The sequence below is a fragment of the Brevibacillus schisleri genome, assembly GCF_055685845.1.
Genome location: NZ_JBVNDM010000001.1, coordinates 5491239 through 5510687, shown reverse-complemented (window position 1 = coordinate 5510687; position 19449 = coordinate 5491239). Strand labels below are relative to the sequence as shown.

The window sequence follows — 19449 nt, the reverse complement described above, 5'->3', positions numbered from 1 at the left end:
TTTCATGAGCAAACAAAATGTATGGGGGCGTTTGACCGAGTACGCCAGACCATTTCAAAAGCAGATACTAGGTGCATTGTTCCTGCTCTTGCTGGGAACGAGTGCAGAGTTGGCGGGGCCTTTTTTAGCCAAGGTCATGATTGATAATCACATCCTGGCGATCCAGAAGCCATGGTATCAACTGGACGAAGTGCCACCACAAGCAGCGGGGCAAGTCGCCTCAGTGAACGGTACGAACTATATACGTGAAGATGTCGCAGTAAAGACGGGTCTTGCTTTGGACAGGAGCAATCAAAAAGAAGTAACTGTGCTGACAGAAGGCACGACTTATTACTTGGTTTCTGGCAAGGTGAATCCAAATACGGAGAAGCAATTCACCCCGATTGCGCCAAAAAACGGCAGGGAACTCTTCGAGGTAACAACGAGGGATCAATCAGGTCAAAAGATGACCTCCACAGGGATTCGGCTAACCGCAGAGGAAGTCAAGGAGATGTACCAAGGGGATGTCCTGCCCATTGTCTGGCTGTCTGTTGGTTATGGGGCATTGATCTTGCTCTCAGCTGGTTTCAACTACGTACAGATTTTGTGGCTGCAAAAGATCGCTCAGCGCATCATTCAGCAAATGCGGATGAAGCTGTTTATCCATTTGCAAAAGCTCCCGGTTGCCTTTTTTGACAAAACGCCAGTAGGTGCGCTTGTCTCCCGTGTGAGCAATGATACAGAAGCCATCCGTGAGCTGTATGTAAGTGTGCTCGCCACATTTGTACAGAATGGTCTTTATTTGATCGGAATCTTGATCGCGCTCTACCTCTTGCAGCCTGAGCTTGCTTTCTTCTGCTTTTTGACGGTGCCAGTGCTCGTACTGTTAGTCTACGTGTATCAAAGGTACAGCTCTCGCTACTATGCAGTGATTCGCGCGAAGCTCGGTGATATGAACACAACGATCAATGAAATGATCCAGACCATGACGATTGTGCAGGCTTTTCGTCGGGAGCAAGGTGTACAAAAGGAGTTTGCTGATGTAAACGAAGACTACTTCAAGGTGCGGATGAAAGAAATCAATCTGGAATCCTTGCTTTTGCGCCCAGCGGTAGATTTGATCTGGAAAATTTCCTTGACCCTGATCGTCTGGTATTACGGCTCTACATCTTTCCACAGTGCGATTTCCTTCGGTGCGCTTTTTGCCTTTGTCGATTATATGGGGCGCTTTTTCGAACCGATCAACATGATCATGAATCGGTTGTCGCAAATGCAGCAAGCGACTATTTCGGCGGGACGCGTCTTTGAAATTATGGATGAGCTGCCGGAGAAAAAAGAAGCTGGTGCGCAAATCGAGCGCCCGCGTGGTGAGGTTGTCTTTGATAACGTTTCTTTTGCCTATCAGGGTGATGATTACGTTTTGAAAAACGTCTCCTTTACGGCGCAGCCTGGTCAAACGATTGCGCTGGTAGGGCACACCGGATCGGGAAAAAGCTCCTTGATGAATTTGCTACTCGGGTTCTATCCGGTGACGAAAGGGAGCATTTTGATCGACGGGCAAGATATGAGACAGATTGATACGCACTCATTGCGCAGTCATATCGGTCTCGTTTTGCAGGACCCGTTCTTGTTTACGGGAAGCATTGGATTCAATATTCGTATGTACAAGGATACGATTTCGGATGAAGAAGTGAAGCGGGCTGCAAAAGCGGTACGTGCTGACGAATTCATCTCCAAGCTGCCGGGCGCATATGACGAACCAGTCGTCGAGCGAGGCATGACACTATCCGCCGGTCAACGCCAATTGATCTCTTTTGCACGTGCATTGGCTGCAGATCCCGCGATGCTGATCTTGGATGAAGCAACGGCAAGCATTGACAGTGAAACAGAGCTAGCCATTCAGGAAGCGTTGCATGTACTATCAAAAGGTAGGACGACATTCATCATTGCACACCGCTTGTCGACGATTCAACACGCGGACCAGATTCTTGTCTTGTCCCGAGGTGAAATCATGGAAAGAGGTACCCATGATGAACTCATGGCGCAAAATGGTCTTTATCAAAAAATGTATCAGCTTCAGCAGGGGAGTGCTTCCGTAGAGAGTGCTTAATAGGAGGCTAGGGAGGAGAAACAACACCGTGTCACAGTCACGTTACACCTTTTGGGTGTTGATTTTGGCTGTCGGTATTGCGGGGGTAAGCCAAGGCTTGACGATCCCGATGCTGACAGTTTTATTGGAAAAACAAGGGGTTTCATCCGTGATGAACGGGCTCAACGCTGCTGCCTTGTATATTGGGATGGTCATGGTCAATCCATTTTTAGAAATCCCACTGCGGCGCATTGGATACCGGGCCACGATATTATGGGGATTGCTGTTGGTGACGATTGCAACAGCACTCATCCCGATGTTCAGTCATTTGGCGGTCTGGTTCGTATTACGTTTATTGATGGGTGTGGGCGATAGCGGTTTACATTACGCCAGCCAAATGTGGGTGACCAAGATCGCAGCTCCCGAGAATCGTGGACGTGATCTTTCCATTTACGGGTTGGCATATGGAGTGGGCTTTAGTGTTGGTCCATTAGGCTTAAGCGTGCTGCATTTGGGGATTTGGGTACCTTTTGGCGGCTTGCTCGTTCTTTATCTGATTGCCTTCTTATTATTATCCCGGATCAAAAATGAATTCCCAGCACAGGTTGAACAAACGGAAAAGAAGCAAAACAAATATGCATTTGTCTTGCGACTTGCCTGGCTGGCGCTGATTCCTTCGTTTTTGTACGGATTCATGGAGACGTCACTCAACGGCAGTTTTCCTGTTTACGCCTTGCGTACTGGTTTGTCCGTTGAATGGGTTTCCTTGATCCTTCCGTCGTTTGTCGTGGGAAGCATTATCTTGCAGATGCCGCTGGGGGCATTGAGTGACCGAGTCGGACGCAAGCAGGTCATGCTCGTGTGTGCGCTTGTAGGGGGATTGGCCTTCTTCCTGTTCCCGTTTGCAGGCGAAAACGTATGGCTGATGATGCTGTTGTTGGCCATAGCAGGAGCGGCTGTCGGCTCGTTTTACTCGCTGGGCTTGGCTTTTTCGGCAGATATATTACCTGCATCGATGGTCCCTACCGCAGGAATTATCGCGGGCGTCAATTTTGGTGTCGCCAGTATTTTGGCTCCGAATGTGAATGGACTGCTGATGGACGTGTGGGAGCCGTGGACCATCTTTTGGCTGATGGGATCGCTGCTGATTGTTTTCGCGGCAGCTTGCCTGTTTTTCAAGCAAAAAGCAACCCAGGAACAGACGTATTCAATGCCGTTGCAAAAACAGGGGTAAAAACAAGGAGGATAAGCTTCGCCAAGTTTTTGGCGAGGCTTTTATTTTTTGACCAAAAAAGCATAAACGGGCATCAAGGAGGGAAGCGTATGAATGGTAAGTAGAACAGCATGATTGGAAGGGGTTACCCGATGCTGACACCATGCATTTTCAGAAGAGGCATTGCCTGGATCTTATTTTTCGTGCTCAGTCTGGTAATCATCCCGTTTTTCTCAGATGACGGCCAGGTTCCGACACCGTCTGCACCTGCTACTACAAATTCAACTTCGCAGCCATAGCAACTGACAAAGAGGCTACAAAAAAGACCGTTGATCTGAGAAAGGTACAGTCACTCACAAAAGATGAGGAGACTGTACCTTTTTCTTTAGAAAAAATGCATTGATTCGATTCGGATGAATAAATATTAATTTCCTACCTCAGATTTTATCCAATACCGGATAGTCTCACCAAAGTGAAAGTACCCAAACATTTTTCATTATGGTTCTATTGGAGTAAAATTAGGCACTTTCTTTTTGTATTCTTCAGCAGCATCAAATGAAAGCAAGCTAACATTTTCGGGTGCTTTTGTTCGAGATAAATGAATGCCGTGCAGACAAGAATTACACCAGATATCTAAAAATCCTGCTCTTGATTTTAAATCTCCGACATATTGATAATCAATTTTTAATTGATGGCAATTAGGGCATTCAATTTCAGGAACTTCTTGGTCAATTTCAGCGATGATAGTGGTTAGCTTAATCCAATCCTTAAATTGTGAGTTACTCAATTGCTATCTCCTCTTTCGTTTATAATACTCCCACCAAGAGTCTTCTGAACCATATGCCCCTTTTTCAAATTCAAGTAACATTTCATGGTCTTGGGGCTTCCCAAAAGTTTTTGTTTGGTAAATATGAATCCTCTCGTGTCCTAATGTTTTAACTAAATTTTCCTTATTGCTAAAAGCATCAGGGTATAAAATTATCCTGTTTCCTTTTGGGTCAGCCCACCCATACAAGCCCTTACCAACTAATTCAGCGTCTCGATTTATTTCTATTTTAATTCCTTTTAATCCAATACCTGCATCTTCTGCAACTTTTTCAACGTGCCTTAATTGCATGGGTTCAGACAGGTCTTTGAATTCTCCAGTGTTTGAGGTTCGGCGGTATAAATATTGTTGAATATTAGGCTGTACTTTCTTTCCTTTCTTTGCCGCATCGATTAAATCCTTTATGTTTTTACTTCTCCCCAAGGTAAGTGCTTGCAAGGCAAGTCCACCGATTGCAATTCCATCTGCGATATTGATAGTATCATCCCGCAACATATCGATGTCCTCTTGTATTGGCTCGATATAGCCTTCCCTTACAAATACTCCAACACCCTTGGGCAAATCCTCTGTCGCTTTCTCCAAAGCGCCCGGCAGCTCACTTGTAGCCTTTTGCATCGCAGCAGGAACGTCTCCCAACTTGGAAATTCCTTTTACGAAGTTATCCCACATGGTTGGCTTTTCCTGTGGCTTCTCGCAAACTGGTCCTTGTCCAAAACCGGATTTTGTCGGCCCACTTTGTACTAGCGACTGAACTCCTAGCGTTACCCCACCCAAATCTTGCCCGTCATCTTCAATCTTGATCAGTCCACAATGGAGGCACATATTGGTTGATTTGTTCAACAATGCCGGATGATCCCCGACCATCTTGTCCGCTTTGCCATCGATCCATGGCATTGTCGTCAGAGGTGTGCACGGCATAGGTGTAAGTACACCATTGTTGGCTGCTGTGGCAGAAGTGACTGAGGGATTTTTCAAGCTACTGCAATTTCCAAAGGGCATGATGTTTATGTTGGGAATAAAATCCATGATATTCATTTGCGGCTTCCCTTTTACAAAAACACCATGACTGAACGGCATTTTTAACCGACTTAACTTACTTCCGTTGCTGCATGATAGAATGGCACCAACAACCACGTAACTCTTGCGCTCCGCATTCGACTTCTGGACGGTGATATTTTCAATATTGGGCATGCAGTCTCCTCCTCTCAGGCAGATTCCTATACAGATGGAAAGATGCTTGTGTTGAAAGATGAATGACTGATATCCAATCTATATAAATAAAGGGAATAATGCCCATGCATTGAGATATCGGATGTGAAGTGGTCACAAACAATAGGTAAAAAGCCTTGAACGTGCTATGCATCTATAGGTGCTTGGATATGATTTTTAGATGGAACATACAAAAGACGACCCTATCCCCAAAATTTGAGGACAGGGTCGTCTTTTGGAATCAGTTACGCGAAACTTAGCGAGTAACAAAATTTTGCGTGAAATACGGGCGGCCATCTTTCATAACGATACCGACACCGAGTTGCTTGAATTTTGGATTGAGCAAGTTTTGACGATGGCCTGCGGAGTTCATCCAGCTCATATGGGCTTCGACCCCATCTAGCTGTCCGTAGGCAATGTTTTCACCAGCTGAGCTGTAACGAATGCCGGCTTGCTTCAATCGATCAAACGGACTTCCCGTAGAAGGGGAGGTATGGTTGAAAAAGTTATGCTGGCCCATGTCTTGGCTGTGTGCTCTAGCTACTGCTGCAACTTGTTCATCCCAAGTGATAACAGGCAGTTTGGCACGTTGTCTCGCTACGTTGAGCAAGTCCAAATTTTGTTTCTCGTATGCGAGGGTTGCCTGCTTCATCTGTGCGTCTGTCAGTTTCGGCAGTTCCGGTAATTTCGTATAGGAAATGGGATACATCAAGCCAATCGCAATGGTGGCAAAATGCTCAGGAGTAGAGATGCGTACTCCTGCGACCTTGTTTCCACCCAGCTGATCGATAGAAAAGGTGATCGCTTGATTGTTTTGAATATAGGTCGGATGAGCAAGGGTATTCTTTTGGATACGCAGACTCGGCATGATCGTCAGCGTGTCTTGCGGTGCACCCCAGTTATTTTGTAGGTCTTTAGTAGTAGATCCAATCGTGATGCCTTTCAAATTCAGCTTGGCGCCATTGGTAAACAATGTCACGACTTTGCCGTTTTGTATGCCGACTTGAATGTAGTTGTTCAAATCCTGATTGTAAATCCACCATTCCACACCCGTATGACTAGCATCAATGCGAGCAGGCTTGCCTAATGTTTGTTCTACTTGCGCTGTGCTCATCCCTAGTTGAAGGTTATAGACATTATTCGTTTTAACGGCTGCTGCTTGAGGGGCAGCCGTTGCAGCTGAAACAGGAAGGACAGGGGCAACGTGGCCGAGCAGAGCCAGCGAAAGGCTCAGGGCGAGGATGCTAGTTACTTTGTGTTTACGCATGTATCTTCCTCCTCGGTTGAGATAGAATCTGCCTTGTTGGTAATGGTATCGGCAGGAAGCCTCTACCAAAATAGGGACCAAGGAAGCAAAAATAAAACCCCCGCTATAGAGCGGAGGTTACGGGCGACGATCCCGGATGACATACGTTTTGGCGATCAGATCATGCCAGCCTTGTTTACGTGGGTGCCAGGCAACCCATAGATAGCCCAGTCCGAATACGAGTGAAGCGAGGAATTTACCGATGACTTCGCGCAATAATACCTGTCCGCCTGTCAGATTGCCTCGCGCTTGTCTGGCACTGATGACACGGATACCTGTGATCAGCTTTCCCAAGGTTTGTCCAGTCCACCAGGTCAGTATGATCATATAGAGGAGATCAAACAACACCTCCAAAAAATCAATGAATGGAAAAGAGGCGTAAGGAACGGCAAAAACACGGCGCAACGGATTGAAAATGAGGTAGCTAATCCCAATCAAGAACATCGAATCAAGGAGCGATGCCACCACACGAATCCAAAAGCCAGCATAGAAATGTTGTGGATGGGCTTCTGCATATGGATCAAAAGAATCAGGATCATGTGCTTTTTCTTCGTTGGGAAGCTGGTTTATGATAAGCCACTCCTTTCCGTAATAACAGGCTAAGGCATGAACTGATATAGAAGGCGAGGTGAGCTTTGGCGGTCCCATATTCGATTGAGACCAAGCGGATCAGGATTCGACCAGTATTGCTTCATGCTGAATAACAGCTTGCTGATGGAGAGCTGGTCTGCATAGCGGATGACCATAGCTTCTTTTTCTCCAGACAAAGAGAGCGCGTAGCGTGTCGCTTCCTCCAAATCACCGAATTCATCGATGAGTCCCAGGCGTTTTGCTTGCTCGCCGGAATAGACACGGCCGTCAGCGATTTCCAGTACGCGTTGACGGGAGAGGTTGCGGCCCTTGACGATGACGTCGACGAAATTGTTGTAGCTTTCGTTGACGAGTGTTTGGAAAATGTGCCGTTCTGGGTCCGTCAGTGGCCGGGATGGACTGCCAATGTCTTTGAAGCGTCCGCTTTTGATCGCGTATTGATGCACACCCAGCTTGTTCGCAGCTTCACTATAGTTAAACAGATTGAAAATCACACCCAGACTGCCAGTTAGTGTGTTGGGATTGGCAAAAATCACATCGCCTGTTGTAGCCAGGTAATAGCCGCCTGAGGCTGCTGTCGAACCCATGCTAACGACGATGGGAAGATTGCGAACCTGCTTGAGCCGTAGCAAGCGTCTGTGTAGTTCATCGGTAGCGACCACCTCTCCACCTGGACTATCAATGCGAAGGACCACGGCTTTCACCAGCTCATCCTCTTCAATTCGGCGTAGCTGTTCAGTCAATAGCTCCGTCATCGAAGGCACCCCAGCACTATTCTGTTGCCCCGAAATAGTGCCGTTCACAAATAGCTGCACAATTTTGCTGTTGCCATAACCGGATACCACATTTTCTTCCCAAGCGAACCCAGGATGGTCGACGAGATCTGTATAAGTCCCGTAAATACCTTCCACCAAAAGCCCTAATAGAAAAACGGCCAGTACGATTACAAGAGCGACCCATTTTTTTCGATGCATGAAAACCACCTCACACTTAGCATGAGCCGCCGGGAGCATAGTTACGCATGCGACAAGCACTGGAAAAAATGGGATGGAGTCGATCGTCTATGAGGCTGGCGTTCACCCACCAAACAGCAAATTCATGCAATTTTTAGACTATTGCGGTAAAATGAAAGGAGATGAACCACAATCAAGCTTGTTTTATCGCAATAGGGGGACAGACAAATGATTATACAGGTGTCGAATTTGACGAAGAACTACGGCGATCTGAAAGTGTTGAAGGGCGTTACGACTCAGGTAGCAGAAAAGGAAGTAGTCTGTGTCATTGGACCGTCAGGCTCGGGCAAAAGCACGTTTCTACGTTGCTTGAATCAGTTGGAGGACATGAGCAGCGGAAAGATTGTCATCAACGGCCATGATTTGTCAGACCCCAAGACCGATATCAATAAAGTAAGAGAAGAGGTCGGGATGGTCTTTCAGCGCTTTAATCTCTTTCCGCATAAAACGGTGCTGGAAAACGTCATGCTGGCCCCTGTAAAAGTAAAGAAGATGTCTCAGGAAGAAGCCCGTAAGCAAGGCTTGGCTCTCTTGCAGAAGGTAGGGCTTCAGGACAAGGCCGATGTGTATCCCGAGCGGCTTTCTGGGGGGCAGATGCAACGAGTAGCAATCGCAAGGGCGCTCGCGATGAATCCAAAGGTTATGCTGTTTGACGAGCCGACATCCGCCCTGGACCCAGAGCTGGTGGGAGAGGTGCTTGCCGTCATCAAAAATTTAGCCAAAGAAGGCATGACAATGGTGATCGTGACGCACGAAATGAATTTTGCCAAGGAAGTGGGCGACCGAATCATTTTTATGGATCAAGGTATCATTATGGCAGAAGGTCATCCCAGTGAGGTTTTTGGCAATAACGTCAACGACCGCTTGCGTTCATTCTTGGGCAAGGTATTGGCGTGAAAAAGAAAGGCACCAGTTGCTTCGTTTCGTATCAGGAAAACGAGGCACTGGTGCCGTATTATTTTGCTGCATCCAACAATTGACTGACTGTGACAAATCGATACCCCTGCGAACGCAAATCCGTGATGAGCTCCCGGAGAGCGGCGACTGTTTGCCGTTGGTTTAAGCCCCCATCATGAAACAGGATGATATCCCCGGAGGAGACATTGCTCTTGACGCTTTTGGCAATGACATTAGCCGTGCGTGCCAAAGACCAATCACGAGGATCAATCGACCAGTGAATGATGTCGTAGCCACTGGATTGAACCGCACTCATGACGTCATGTGTAAGGATGCCGTAGGGTGGACGGTAGTATTGCGCCAAAATGCCGGTCGTCTTCAAAATAGAGCGCTCTGCATGCTTGATTTCTTCGTACACTTCATGCTCGGTCAGCTTGTTCAGATCAAAATGGTGGTAGCCGTGGTTTCCGATTTCGTGCCCAGCCTTGTAAATCCACTGCATGACCTTTGGATGCTTGTCCACTTGGGAGCCAAGGACAAAAAACGTAGCCCGAACGTTGTACTGATGCAGCACCTCAAGAATTTTGGGCGTATAGATAGCATCCGGCCCATCATCAAAAGTGAGAGCGACGACCTTTTTCTCTGTGTCGATTCTGTGGATCGGCTCATACGAAGGCAGTGTTTGCTGGGCAAAAGCAGGTAGGGTGCCGTAGCCAAGAAGGCAGACGAGTAGCAAGGCGTACCGTATGTAGTTGCGCATGAACAATCGCCTCCTTCTTCTGGGATGTGATTAGGTTCACCTCCTGCTAGGGAAAACATGCTACCAAAAGAAAACAGCGGTCAGAGTAGGTGGCGGTTATGTTAAAATGGAAGAACCGTACATAGGAGAGGAGAGAGTTTGGTGGAACTCCGCGGTATTTTGCAAGGACTAACACACGAGTACCATGGAGGGGACAAGCCGGTAGACTACTATTTGAATATCGGTGACGATCGCCTTCCGCTTAACGAATGGCTGGGCAGTGAATTGACGATTTCGTTTTTAGGCGAAAAAAATTGCATTGCCTGTGGCCGCAAAACAAACAAGACGTTTAACAGCGGGTATTGCTATCCCTGTTTTACCAAGCTGCCGGAAAATGACTTATGCATCGTCAAGCCGCATGAATGTCATTTTGACTTGGGGACTTGCCGGGACGAGAGCTTTGGCGAGAGATATTGCATGATTCCGCATTTTGTCTATCTGGCAGTGTCGAGTGATATAAAGGTAGGATTGACTCGCAAGCATAATGAATTGAGACGCTGGGTGGATCAAGGCGCGATTCGCGCGATTCCGATTGCAGAGGTTCCTACTCGTCGGATGGCTGGGGAGCTTGAATTCCACTTGAGTCAGTTTTTGCCGGACAAGACCAACTGGCGCAAAATGCTCAAGGGAGATGTGAAGGAAATCGACTTGCTCGCCATGCGTGACGAAGTGTACGGTCATTTTCCTGAACAGTTTAAAGCATTCCAATATCGCGAGGATGAATGGGTAGATATTGCTTATCCGATCTTGGAGTCACTGGATAAAATTAATTCCAAGACGCTCGATAAAGAAGAACAACTCGGCGGGCGATTGATCGGTGTGAAAGCACAGTATTTGATTTTTGAAACGGGTGTATTCCAGGTGAGGAAGCACGCTGGCTACCAAGTCGAGATCAAAGCAAAACCGTCTGCATAATGACCTGCAAACTCCTCACACTAGGACATGTGAAGGAGGATGGCAGATGGATGAGTACATTGAGTACACCATGCCTTTAACCGGGACACTGGCTGAGGCTGTGGAAGACCAAGATGTCAAGCAACTAGGGGTGCCCTTCTCGCCGCTTTCGCAAATGTGGCAGGTAAATCCTGATGTTCAGACCAATGAAGTAGAGACTGCGGATCGCAGGAGCAATGAAAGCAACTTGCCGCAATAGCAGCTTACTTATGAACGACAGCCAGAAGAACGTGATGGCTGTCGTTTTTGTTTAGCACGGTGAATACGTGAGGAGGCAGACGTATGCGAGTCTGGTTGCATTCTTTTTGGGTAGCGATGGTGCTGATCGGTTGCATGTGGGGGATATACGAAATCGGGGCAAAGCAGATCGGAAATATGAATACGAAAAAAACAGCACTTGAAACGACGGTTACTTCCACACAAGTGAGTCAGAAGTTGGTGGACCGTGACGCCGTTGTGGAAGCATTTGATTGGACAGACGACAAGGGTGCAGGCCTCGTGTATAACGAAGCTGAGCTGTTACAAATGCAAAAAGATCCGGACAACCATAACTACAAAAAAGTTCTCCGTCGTTTTGTGCAGAGTGAGTTGAAAACAGAAATCGAGAGCTTTCAAACGATAGGCAGTCAATTAAATCCAAGGAGAATCCTTGTAGCGACGACAGACGGCATGCTGTACGAGGTGACGATGAAAAAAAGGAGTAATCATCATCAAATGTGGACGGTAGAAGGGTACAACATGACAGCTGGATATAGGACGGATGTAGAGCAAGAGCAAGACCTGCTGCCGCAAGATATGTATCCAACCTATCGTGTGATGGAGCTAGCCGAAGCCGATTTGCAAATCCAAGCGTGGGCGAAGCCGCTTATTCAAAACAGTCAGGGCCAGTCATTTAACACCGCTCTAAACGGCAAAACCTATCTCTTGATCAAAACATCGCAGAGCGAAACAGATTCGGTGGAGACGGTAAACGTTGTCCGCTAGGTGTACTTCTTTTACAATGAAAGAAACGACGACATAAACCAAAAGCGAGGAAATGATATGACGATGAAAGCCTATCTATACAACAAATGTGATACATGCCGCAAAGCGAAAAAATGGCTCACGGATCAAAATATTGGCTTCGAAGAAATTCCGATTGTGGATGCACCGCCGTCCAAAGAAGAGCTACGCCAAATTTGGCAGACAAGCGGCCTCGATTTGCGCAAGTTTTTCAATGTGAGTGGAGTCCAATACCGCGAGCTGGGCTTGAAGGACAAGCTTCCTACGATGTCAGAGGATGAAATGCTTGAGCTGTTGGCTTCCAATGGCAAGCTGATCAAACGGCCTCTTATTGCAAGTGATCGCACCGTAACCCTTGGGTTCAAAGAAGAAGAACTTGAGAAGGCTTGGGGAGGGAAGGCATGATGCGCCAACCTTCCAAAAGACTGAATCATCTCTCCGCCGATATTTTTTCAGAAATGGATGCTCGCAAAAGGGAAGTTGCCAAAACAAGAACGGTATACGACTTGAGCATTGGCAGTCCTGATCAGCAGCCTGACGAGAAGCTTCTGCAAACGCTAATCCATGCTATCTGGCAACCAAACTCTTTTCGCTATCCGCTGAGCGAGGGGACTGCGGCCTTCCGAGAAGAGGTCGCCCGCTGGTATCAATATCGTTTCGGGGTGGAGCTGGCACCGGATGGGGAGGTTCATTCCTTGATGGGTTCACAGGATGGCTTGGCTCACTTTGCTTTGGCATGGACCGATCCTGGAGATATTGTTCTCGTACCTGATCCTGGGTATCCGATCTACGAAGGCAGTCTTCACTTAGCGGGAGCGGTACCTTACCGGATGCCTCTGCGGGCAGAAAATGAATTTTTGCCAAAGCTGACAGACATTCCAGAGGAGATTGCGGCTCGTGCAACGTTTATGATTCTGAACTATCCGAATAATCCGGTGTCCGCTGTCGCTACCCTTGCCTTTTTTGAAGAAGTCGTAGCTTTTGCCAAGCGTTTTGACATTATCGTGGTTCATGATTTGGCCTATTCGGAGATGGTGTTTGACGGCTACCAAGCACCGAGCTTTTTGCAAGTGCCGGGAGCGAAGGAAGTGGGAATTGAATTTAATTCGTTTTCCAAGAGCTTCAACATGGCAGGCTGCCGGATCGCTTACGTTGTAGGGAATGCAGACATCATCAAGCCGCTTGCAATCGTAAAATCCAATATCGATTACGGCGTCTTTTTGCCTGTACAGCAAATGGCCATTGAGGCTTTGCGAAAGGATCGGGAATCGGGTGGGGAAAACACAGTCGCGCCCGTTTACCAGGAACGGCGTGATGTGCTACTGGGGGCATTGGCAAAGGCAGGATGGAGTATTCCATCTCCCAAGGCGACCATGTTCGTCTGGGCAGCTGTACCGAACGGCTGGAGGTCAAGAGAGTTTGCCTTCGCTTTACTGGAGCAAGCCGGAGTCGTGGTCGTTCCGGGAAGTGCCTTCGGTGAAGAAGGAGAAGGCTATGTACGAATTGCTCTCGTCCAACCTCCTGAGATCCTGTTAGAGGCGGTGGCTGCCATTGATCAATCCGGGATTCTTCGCATGAAAACAAGTGTGTAACGGTTGAAGTCAAAAAAGAGGGGATGAGCTTTCATGCGTTTGCGCGAAGAAATGCCTGACTTCCCTGGGGGTACGGAATGGATCAACGGGCAAGCAACCAAAGCTGATTTGGCTGGAAGTCCTGTTTTGGTGCATATCTGGTCCGTCAGTTGTTACATGTGCAAGGAATCGATGCCAAGCATAAATGAATGGCGAGACCAATACGCTACTAACGGTTTGAAGGTCATTGGAATTCATACGCCTCATTCGGAAAAAGATACAGATATCGAGATGATCAAGAAGGCGATTGCAGAACAACATTTGACACACCCTATTGCAATCGATAATGATAGAAAGATAGCCGATGCATTCCAGAATGAATACGTCCCCGCGTTTTACTTGTTTGACGAAACTCTTCAGTTACGTCATTTTCAGGCAGGAGAGAAGGGTCTTCAACTGGTAAAAAAACGCTTGTTCAGAATTTTGGGGATCGAAGAGGAATCCTAGAATGTTCGTCTAATTATGTATGTGTAATGGATTGTACCCGATAGGAGGATATGTAAACGATGGAATTCCCGAAAAATCTACGTTACAGTGAAGAGCATGAGTGGGTGCGAGTAGAAGGAAACAAGGCGTACATCGGAATCACTTCTTTTGCTCAAGCAGAGCTGGGTGACATCGTGTTTGTCGAGTTGCCTGAGGTAGGCGCGACAATCCAACAGGATGAGCCGTTTGGCAGCGTGGAATCGGTAAAAACCGTTTCTGAACTGTACGCTCCTGTAACTGGTAAAGTAGTAGAAGTAAATGGCGAACTGGAAGACGCACCTGAACTGGTTAACTCTTCGCCATACGAGCAAGCTTGGATGATCGTCGTCGAATTGTCTGATACAGCTGAGTTGGACAAGCTGATGGATGCAGACAAATACGAAGCGATGGTAAAAGAATAGGAAACAAAAAAGCCGGGGCTTTTGTGCTCCGGCTTTTCTTTGTGTATGGACGAACTACTCCAACTTGAATGTTCGTACTGCATCATTAAGCTCTTCTGCCATTTTCGCGAGCATCGTTGCAGCCGAAGAGATTTCCTCCATGGAAGCGGTTTGCTCTTCCGCTGCTGCTGCAACGGTTTGAGAGTTACCGGCTGATTGTTCTGCGATTTGTGTAATATGTGTGATGGCGGATACAATCGACTGCATTTGCTGACTGATCTTGCTCATTTCCGTTGTCACTTCATTCATGCGGACAAGCAACTCCGACGTGGAGCCCGTAATTTGCTCAAATGCATTTCCTGTTGAGCGAACGAGAGTCATGCCTTCTCCCAAAATAGCAGCGCCATGATTCATTGCCGCTATTGCTGAGCCTGTGTCCTGCTGAATCACCGTGACGATGTGACTGACCTGCTCGGCGGCTGAGCTCGACTGCTCCGCCAGCTTGCGCACCTCATCGGCTACAACCGCAAAGCCTCGTCCTTGTTCACCGGCGCGCGCTGCTTCGATAGCGGCGTTCAGAGCGAGCAGGTTGGTTTGATTGGCGATCGTCGTGATGAGTGAGATCATTTCTCCAATCTCTTGGGAGCGTTGGCCTAGCGCATTGACAATGGTGGAGGTCTTGGCCATCTGGCTATGGATCACATCCATGTGCTCGACCGTTTTGGTTGCCATCTGATTGCCATCTGTGGCTTGGCGGTTCGCTTCTTGTGTAGAGAGATTTACATCCTCAATGCCTTTTTCCATCGTTTCGATGTGGACGGCAATCTCGTTGATAACCTCATAGCCTTGAACGGTCGCGTCCACTTGCTGCTCCGTACCGTAGGCAATTTCTTGAACGGCTTGAGCGATCTGCTCTGTTGCTTTGCTCGTCTGTTCCGCACTAGCCATCAATTGTTCAGACGTAGCAGCAACCTGTTGGGCGTTGAAGCTGACTTGACCTAGCGTTTCGCGCAAGGTTGCCGTCATGGAGTTGAAGCGATTTGCCATAACCCCCATCTCATCGGCTGTCTGAATATCCATGGAAGCGGTAAAATCGCCATTGGAGAGGCCATGCGCCAGCTGGTTGGCGCGATCGATTTGTTTGGTCAAGTATTTGCTGAAGTAATAAATGACAGCAATCATAATCAACAGACCGATCAGACTCACCGTACAAAGCTCAAAGAACAACTCATAGAGTGGATCGGCAATTTCTTTTTCTGGCATCACAAGAGCGATTGTCCAGTTTGTATCTCCGAGCTCTTGAAAATAAACACGATTGGTGCCGTTTTCATCGGTAAACGTCTTCATTCCTGATTTCTCTTCCAGAAGAGAAGGACCGATTGCTGCCAATGAAGCATTCTCGTCAGACTGAACGGAATGATTCATCAGTTTGTCCGCTTGAGGATGGGCGAGGTATCTCCCTTTTTGATCCACCAAAAAGGCCCAGCCTGTTTCGCCTACTTTTGTACTGGAGACGAGCTTTTCCACGTCAGTAAGTGTAATGTCGTCTGTGGCCACACCCAGAAGCTTTTTATCCGGAGTGTAAAAAGGAGCGACTACCGTCACCATGGAGACCTTGGAAACCTCGTCAAAGTACGGCTCGGAATAATCGATTTCCTTCTTGGTTGAAATACCGACCTTGTACCAGTCTTGATTGGGATAGTTGTAGGCATCACTGCTGTACTCACCTGTAATGTTAACCTTGCCGTCGGTCTTAGCCCCGTAGGTAGCAACGAGTTTCTTGTTCGGGTCAAAAGCGTAAGGTTCCATGAAAATTCCCATTCCAACCGTCGTATCATTAATGAGAACAGTCTTGGACAGCAGGGAATTTAACTGCTCCAGCGAATTTGTAATAGGACCCATTTCAATAAAGCGAGCCATACTCAACGTTACCTTGTTATGGGCTTCCAGTTGCTTTTCCACATTACTGCCGACCATATCTAGCTGATTATTGAGTTTGTCTTCAATTTCCCGATTCAGTTGGTCGACAGAGAACCAGAAACCGATGCCCACGACAAGCAAAAGTGTCAAAATAATGACAGGCAGGGTAATGGTCAGGGTTCGAGCACGAAGACTTTTGAAACGAAGCATGAAACCGCTCTCCTTTTGAATTTTACTAAAATGATTATTATTCCTTATTATCGGATAGATTAAGACTAGCTTTTATGATGGATTTAGGCAAATGAAGGGAAATATTCATACTAATCAGAAAATGTTGCATGAATCTAAGCAAATCGAGTAAAATGGATAAACCAAATCTTACTTCGATTTATTTATTGGTAGCATTTGCGGGTGGAGTGTTAGTGGGCATATAAGCTACAATGCGGATACAGACAAAAGTTTCGACCAAAAAACGGACATGGACGTTTCATTTGGTGAATAGGGAGGGAGACTATATGAGTTTTTGTTGTGGTGCTGGAATGGTAGGTTCCGTAGGCTCAGTCCGTCATTATAAAACGCTTGTACACAATGTCCCGATCATGTTTTGTCCTGTATGTGACAGAATTGAGGTTCATCCCGGTATTGAGGGAGAATACGAAATTTTAGTAGAATATGCTCAGGGAGATCAGGCTCCAGAAGTGGATTTCGCTGATTTTGTGAGTGTTGACAATACATCCGAGTTGTTTGAGAATTGTACCATGACGGATGAAGCAGCCAGCTTCGCCGAAGTGTTAAAGCAGCAGATCGATATTTCGCTGGATCTGCTCGGGATCGCCAAGGAGTTGCAGGATGACGATTGGCGGGAAGCATTGATGATTCGTTTAAGACGGTTAAGCGAGCGATTGAAGCAGTACAATAAAAGAAAAGCTAATGTCGCACAAGAGCGCATGACCTGAGTTGACGTGGGAGGCAGTGTGAATGTTTCATTTGAAAGCCGTTCACCACATCGCATTGAATTGTAGTGATGTTGTGAAGGTAGCTCGTTTTTTTAAGGACATTTTGGAAGTCCCTATCCCGGAAGAGAACATGACGGAAGGAGCACCTGTCTACTTTCAAATTGGCACATACACACGGATCGGTCTTCATCCTCATGGCGGGGAAGCTGGGAAAGGCGGCGTAGGGCAAGTCGATCATCTAGCCTTCTCTGTGCAAAGCCGTGCTGAGCTGGACTATCTGGTTGATAAGCTGGAGGCAGAGAATATTTGCTATCGTGGCCCCATTACACAGCCTACTAGCTATAATTTGTATTTTGAGACACCCGATGGTCACCACCTTGAGGTGCGACTCGATAAAGACGAGTTTGATGAGTAGTGTTTCCGAAAAGCATCTGCGTAAAGCGGATGCTTTTTTGTTGTGGATGATTAATCTTCTTTACGTTTTAAGGGTATCGATGAACCAACAAAGCTAGTGAGAAGAAAAAGCACAGGGCTCGCAGACTGAACTACTACCCGTTAGATGGACACTTTGAAAAAAGTGACCGTCTAACGGTTTTTTGTGTTTTAATCATCATTAACGAGAAATGAGTGGGGATATGTTAGATGAGTAAAAACAGAATAAGTTTTACGGAACATGAGATACATATGTTAGAAAAAAATCAAAATGTACTTCGAGTAACAGGGAAAAACATCACGTATTCTCCTATGTTCAAATTTACCGCTGTACAGGCATATCGAGAGGGACAAACGCCGATTGAGATATTTCTTCAGGCAGGTTTCCCCTTAGAAATAATGGGTCGTCATACACCAAAAAAATGCTTACATCGATGGAGAAAAGTATGTACGACTTTTGGTGAAGCTGGATTAATTGAGGAGCGCAGAGGCAAGGGGAGCACCGGTAGAAAGTCAGAGGGAGAATTATCAGCAAAAGAAAAACTGAGACGTGCTGAAGCACGAATTAGGCTTCTGGAAGCAGAGAACGAACTTTTAAAAAAGCTAGAAGCGCTCGAAAGACAAACCAATAAGACGTTATCGTCTCCCGAGCGCTTTCAGCTTATTAGCATAGTTCTTCGTAAACATGGCTTGAAGCGTGTAACCCGTTATCTATGCCAGATTGCTGAAGTGAGCTCAAGTGGCTATTATCGCTGGTGTAGTGCTGAGGAACAGCGACAAATTCGAGAAGAAGCCGACGAACGAGACTTCCTGCTCATCAAGGAGCATTTCGAAACTCGAAAAGGGAGAGCAGGAGTGCTGGTCATTAAAATGAGATTGGAGCGAATGAACGGTGTCGTGATGAATCATAAAAAGATTCGTCGTCTTATGCAAAAGTTTAAGCTAGTCACTCTTATTCGGAAAGCGAATCCGTATCGAAAAATGGCCAAGGCTACTCAGGAACACCGCACATGCCCAAACCTACTTAAACGTCAGTTTGATCAAGGTATACCCGAGAAGGTTCTACTTACTGACATTACTTATTTGCGCTATGGTACTGGTCAATGGGCATATTTGTCTTGCGTAAAAGATGGGGCGACCAAACAGATTTTGGCACACTATCTGTCTTCGACATTGGAGTTATCACTAGTGAAACGGACACTAGACTTATTAATCAAACGATTGGACGGTAACGTCCATCCTGATGCTATTTTTCATTCGGATCAAGGAATGCACTACACTCATCTTACAACGAGGCGCCTTATTGCTGAGGCTGGTTTTAAGCAGTCGATGTCTCGCAAAGGTAACTGCTGGGACAACGCTTCAATGGAATCGTTCTTCGGTCATATGAAAGACGAACTCGAATATAAGGACTGTGTTTCACTTCAAGAGTTGCGTCAACGCGTCAACGAATATGTAACCTATTACAATTCAGAGCGTTATCAGTGGACATTAAAAAAGATGACTCCTGATGAAACCAGGAATCATCTCATTGCTGCTTAATTTGCAACAGGCTCTTTTTAAATACTGTCTATTTCTAGGGGAGTAGTTCAGACCTTGACAACGTCTCCCCAGTCGGAACTTAAAAAAGGGGACCACGCTTGTCGAACACTTCTTCCTTGAGAAACGTCCGCCCATAGGGTGGCTTTGGCTCGACGGTCCTCTTTTTGCAGTGGAGACGGACAGTAAATCCCCCCTTGCGGGCGTGTCAGAGTCGAAGAGACCTG

General features: G+C 46.8%; 19 protein-coding genes and 1 pseudogene. 13 read left to right on the top strand and 7 right to left on the bottom strand.

Annotated elements, in window-relative coordinates:
- Nucleotides 1-4 precede the first annotated feature (4 nt).
- Nucleotides 5-2089: an ABC transporter ATP-binding protein gene (locus ACUUHJ_RS26210; protein WP_472300398.1), complete on the top strand. Its 2085-nt coding sequence runs from the start codon at nucleotides 5-7 to the stop codon at nucleotides 2087-2089.
- Between the two features lie 28 nt (nucleotides 2090-2117).
- Nucleotides 2118-3302 (top strand): MFS transporter, encoded by a 1185-nt coding sequence (locus ACUUHJ_RS26205; protein ID WP_289674482.1) that lies wholly within the window; start codon nucleotides 2118-2120, stop codon nucleotides 3300-3302.
- Between the two features lie 475 nt (nucleotides 3303-3777).
- Here ACUUHJ_RS26205 and ACUUHJ_RS26200 read toward each other — a convergent pair whose 3' ends face one another.
- From ACUUHJ_RS26200 to sppA, 5 genes and pseudogenes are all read right to left on the bottom strand, one after another.
- Complete coding sequence (locus ACUUHJ_RS26200) at nucleotides 3778-4068, bottom strand: hypothetical protein (protein ID WP_472300397.1); 291 nt, start codon at nucleotides 4066-4068, stop codon at nucleotides 3778-3780.
- 810 nt (nucleotides 4069-4878) lie between these two features.
- Nucleotides 4879-5298 (bottom strand): annotated as a pseudogene (locus ACUUHJ_RS26195) (DUF4280 domain-containing protein); the annotation flags it as partial.
- 274 nt (nucleotides 5299-5572) lie between these two features.
- Complete coding sequence (locus ACUUHJ_RS26190; RefSeq protein ID WP_472300396.1) at nucleotides 5573-6583, bottom strand: CAP domain-containing protein; 1011 nt, start codon at nucleotides 6581-6583, stop codon at nucleotides 5573-5575.
- A gap of 117 nt (nucleotides 6584-6700) precedes the next feature.
- On the bottom strand, nucleotides 6701-7270 hold the full coding sequence (locus ACUUHJ_RS26185) for an RDD family protein (protein WP_472300395.1): 570 nt from the start codon (nucleotides 7268-7270) through the stop codon (nucleotides 6701-6703).
- Entirely contained in the window at nucleotides 7222-8187 is a 966-nt protein-coding gene (sppA, locus tag ACUUHJ_RS26180) for a signal peptide peptidase SppA (RefSeq protein ID WP_472300394.1), read from the bottom strand. The genes ACUUHJ_RS26185 and sppA overlap by 49 nt, the downstream gene beginning before the upstream one ends.
- A gap of 207 nt (nucleotides 8188-8394) precedes the next feature.
- On the opposite strand from sppA, the gene ACUUHJ_RS26175 reads away from it, so the two are divergent.
- A complete protein-coding gene (locus ACUUHJ_RS26175; protein ID WP_289674479.1) occupies nucleotides 8395-9123 on the top strand; it encodes an amino acid ABC transporter ATP-binding protein in 729 nt (242 codons plus the stop codon).
- Nucleotides 9124-9181: 58 nt separating this feature from the next.
- On the opposite strand, the gene ACUUHJ_RS26170 is transcribed toward ACUUHJ_RS26175, so the two are convergent.
- Nucleotides 9182-9883 (bottom strand): polysaccharide deacetylase family protein, encoded by a 702-nt coding sequence (locus ACUUHJ_RS26170; RefSeq protein WP_173626698.1) that lies wholly within the window; start codon nucleotides 9881-9883, stop codon nucleotides 9182-9184.
- A gap of 141 nt (nucleotides 9884-10024) precedes the next feature.
- Here ACUUHJ_RS26170 and ACUUHJ_RS26165 point away from each other — a divergent pair, with 141 nt between their 5' ends.
- From ACUUHJ_RS26165 to gcvH, 7 genes are all read left to right on the top strand, one after another.
- Entirely contained in the window at nucleotides 10025-10837 is an 813-nt protein-coding gene (locus ACUUHJ_RS26165; protein ID WP_289674478.1) for a DUF2797 domain-containing protein, read from the top strand.
- A 46-nt stretch (nucleotides 10838-10883) separates the two neighbouring features.
- Entirely contained in the window at nucleotides 10884-11075 is a 192-nt protein-coding gene (locus tag ACUUHJ_RS26160) for a hypothetical protein (protein ID WP_289674477.1), read from the top strand.
- Between the two features lie 83 nt (nucleotides 11076-11158).
- Nucleotides 11159-11860 carry a hypothetical protein gene (locus ACUUHJ_RS26155; RefSeq protein WP_472300393.1) on the top strand — a complete coding sequence of 234 codons (702 nt, stop codon included), beginning with the start codon at nucleotides 11159-11161 and terminating at the stop codon, nucleotides 11858-11860.
- A 57-nt stretch (nucleotides 11861-11917) separates the two neighbouring features.
- Nucleotides 11918-12283, top strand: a complete 366-nt coding sequence (locus ACUUHJ_RS26150; protein ID WP_041749627.1) for an arsenate reductase family protein — start codon at nucleotides 11918-11920, stop codon at nucleotides 12281-12283.
- A complete protein-coding gene (locus ACUUHJ_RS26145) occupies nucleotides 12280-13470 on the top strand; it encodes an aminotransferase class I/II-fold pyridoxal phosphate-dependent enzyme (protein WP_472300392.1) in 1191 nt (396 codons plus the stop codon). Before ACUUHJ_RS26150 ends, ACUUHJ_RS26145 begins: the two co-directional genes overlap by 4 nt.
- Nucleotides 13471-13503: 33 nt before the next feature.
- Nucleotides 13504-13956 carry a redoxin domain-containing protein gene (locus ACUUHJ_RS26140; protein WP_472300391.1) on the top strand — a complete coding sequence of 151 codons (453 nt, stop codon included), beginning with the start codon at nucleotides 13504-13506 and terminating at the stop codon, nucleotides 13954-13956.
- Nucleotides 13957-14015: 59 nt separating this feature from the next.
- On the top strand, nucleotides 14016-14396 hold the full coding sequence (gene gcvH / locus ACUUHJ_RS26135) for a glycine cleavage system protein GcvH (protein WP_007726364.1): 381 nt from the start codon (nucleotides 14016-14018) through the stop codon (nucleotides 14394-14396).
- 54 nt (nucleotides 14397-14450) lie between these two features.
- Here gcvH and ACUUHJ_RS26130 read toward each other — a convergent pair whose 3' ends face one another.
- Complete coding sequence (locus ACUUHJ_RS26130; RefSeq protein ID WP_472300390.1) at nucleotides 14451-16505, bottom strand: methyl-accepting chemotaxis protein; 2055 nt, start codon at nucleotides 16503-16505, stop codon at nucleotides 14451-14453.
- A gap of 305 nt (nucleotides 16506-16810) precedes the next feature.
- On the opposite strand from ACUUHJ_RS26130, the gene ACUUHJ_RS26125 reads away from it, so the two are divergent.
- The 3 genes from ACUUHJ_RS26125 to ACUUHJ_RS26115 all read left to right on the top strand — a co-directional run bounded on the left by ACUUHJ_RS26125 (nucleotide 16811) and on the right by ACUUHJ_RS26115 (nucleotide 19225).
- Nucleotides 16811-17251, top strand: coding sequence for a hypothetical protein (locus ACUUHJ_RS26125; protein ID WP_007726368.1), 441 nt, complete (start codon nucleotides 16811-16813; stop codon nucleotides 17249-17251).
- A gap of 22 nt (nucleotides 17252-17273) precedes the next feature.
- On the top strand, nucleotides 17274-17666 hold the full coding sequence (locus tag ACUUHJ_RS26120) for a VOC family protein (RefSeq protein ID WP_007726371.1): 393 nt from the start codon (nucleotides 17274-17276) through the stop codon (nucleotides 17664-17666).
- Nucleotides 17667-17935: 269 nt separating this feature from the next.
- Nucleotides 17936-19225 (top strand): IS3 family transposase, encoded by a 1290-nt coding sequence (locus ACUUHJ_RS26115; protein WP_289673973.1) that lies wholly within the window; start codon nucleotides 17936-17938, stop codon nucleotides 19223-19225.
- Nucleotides 19226-19449 lie beyond the last annotated feature (224 nt).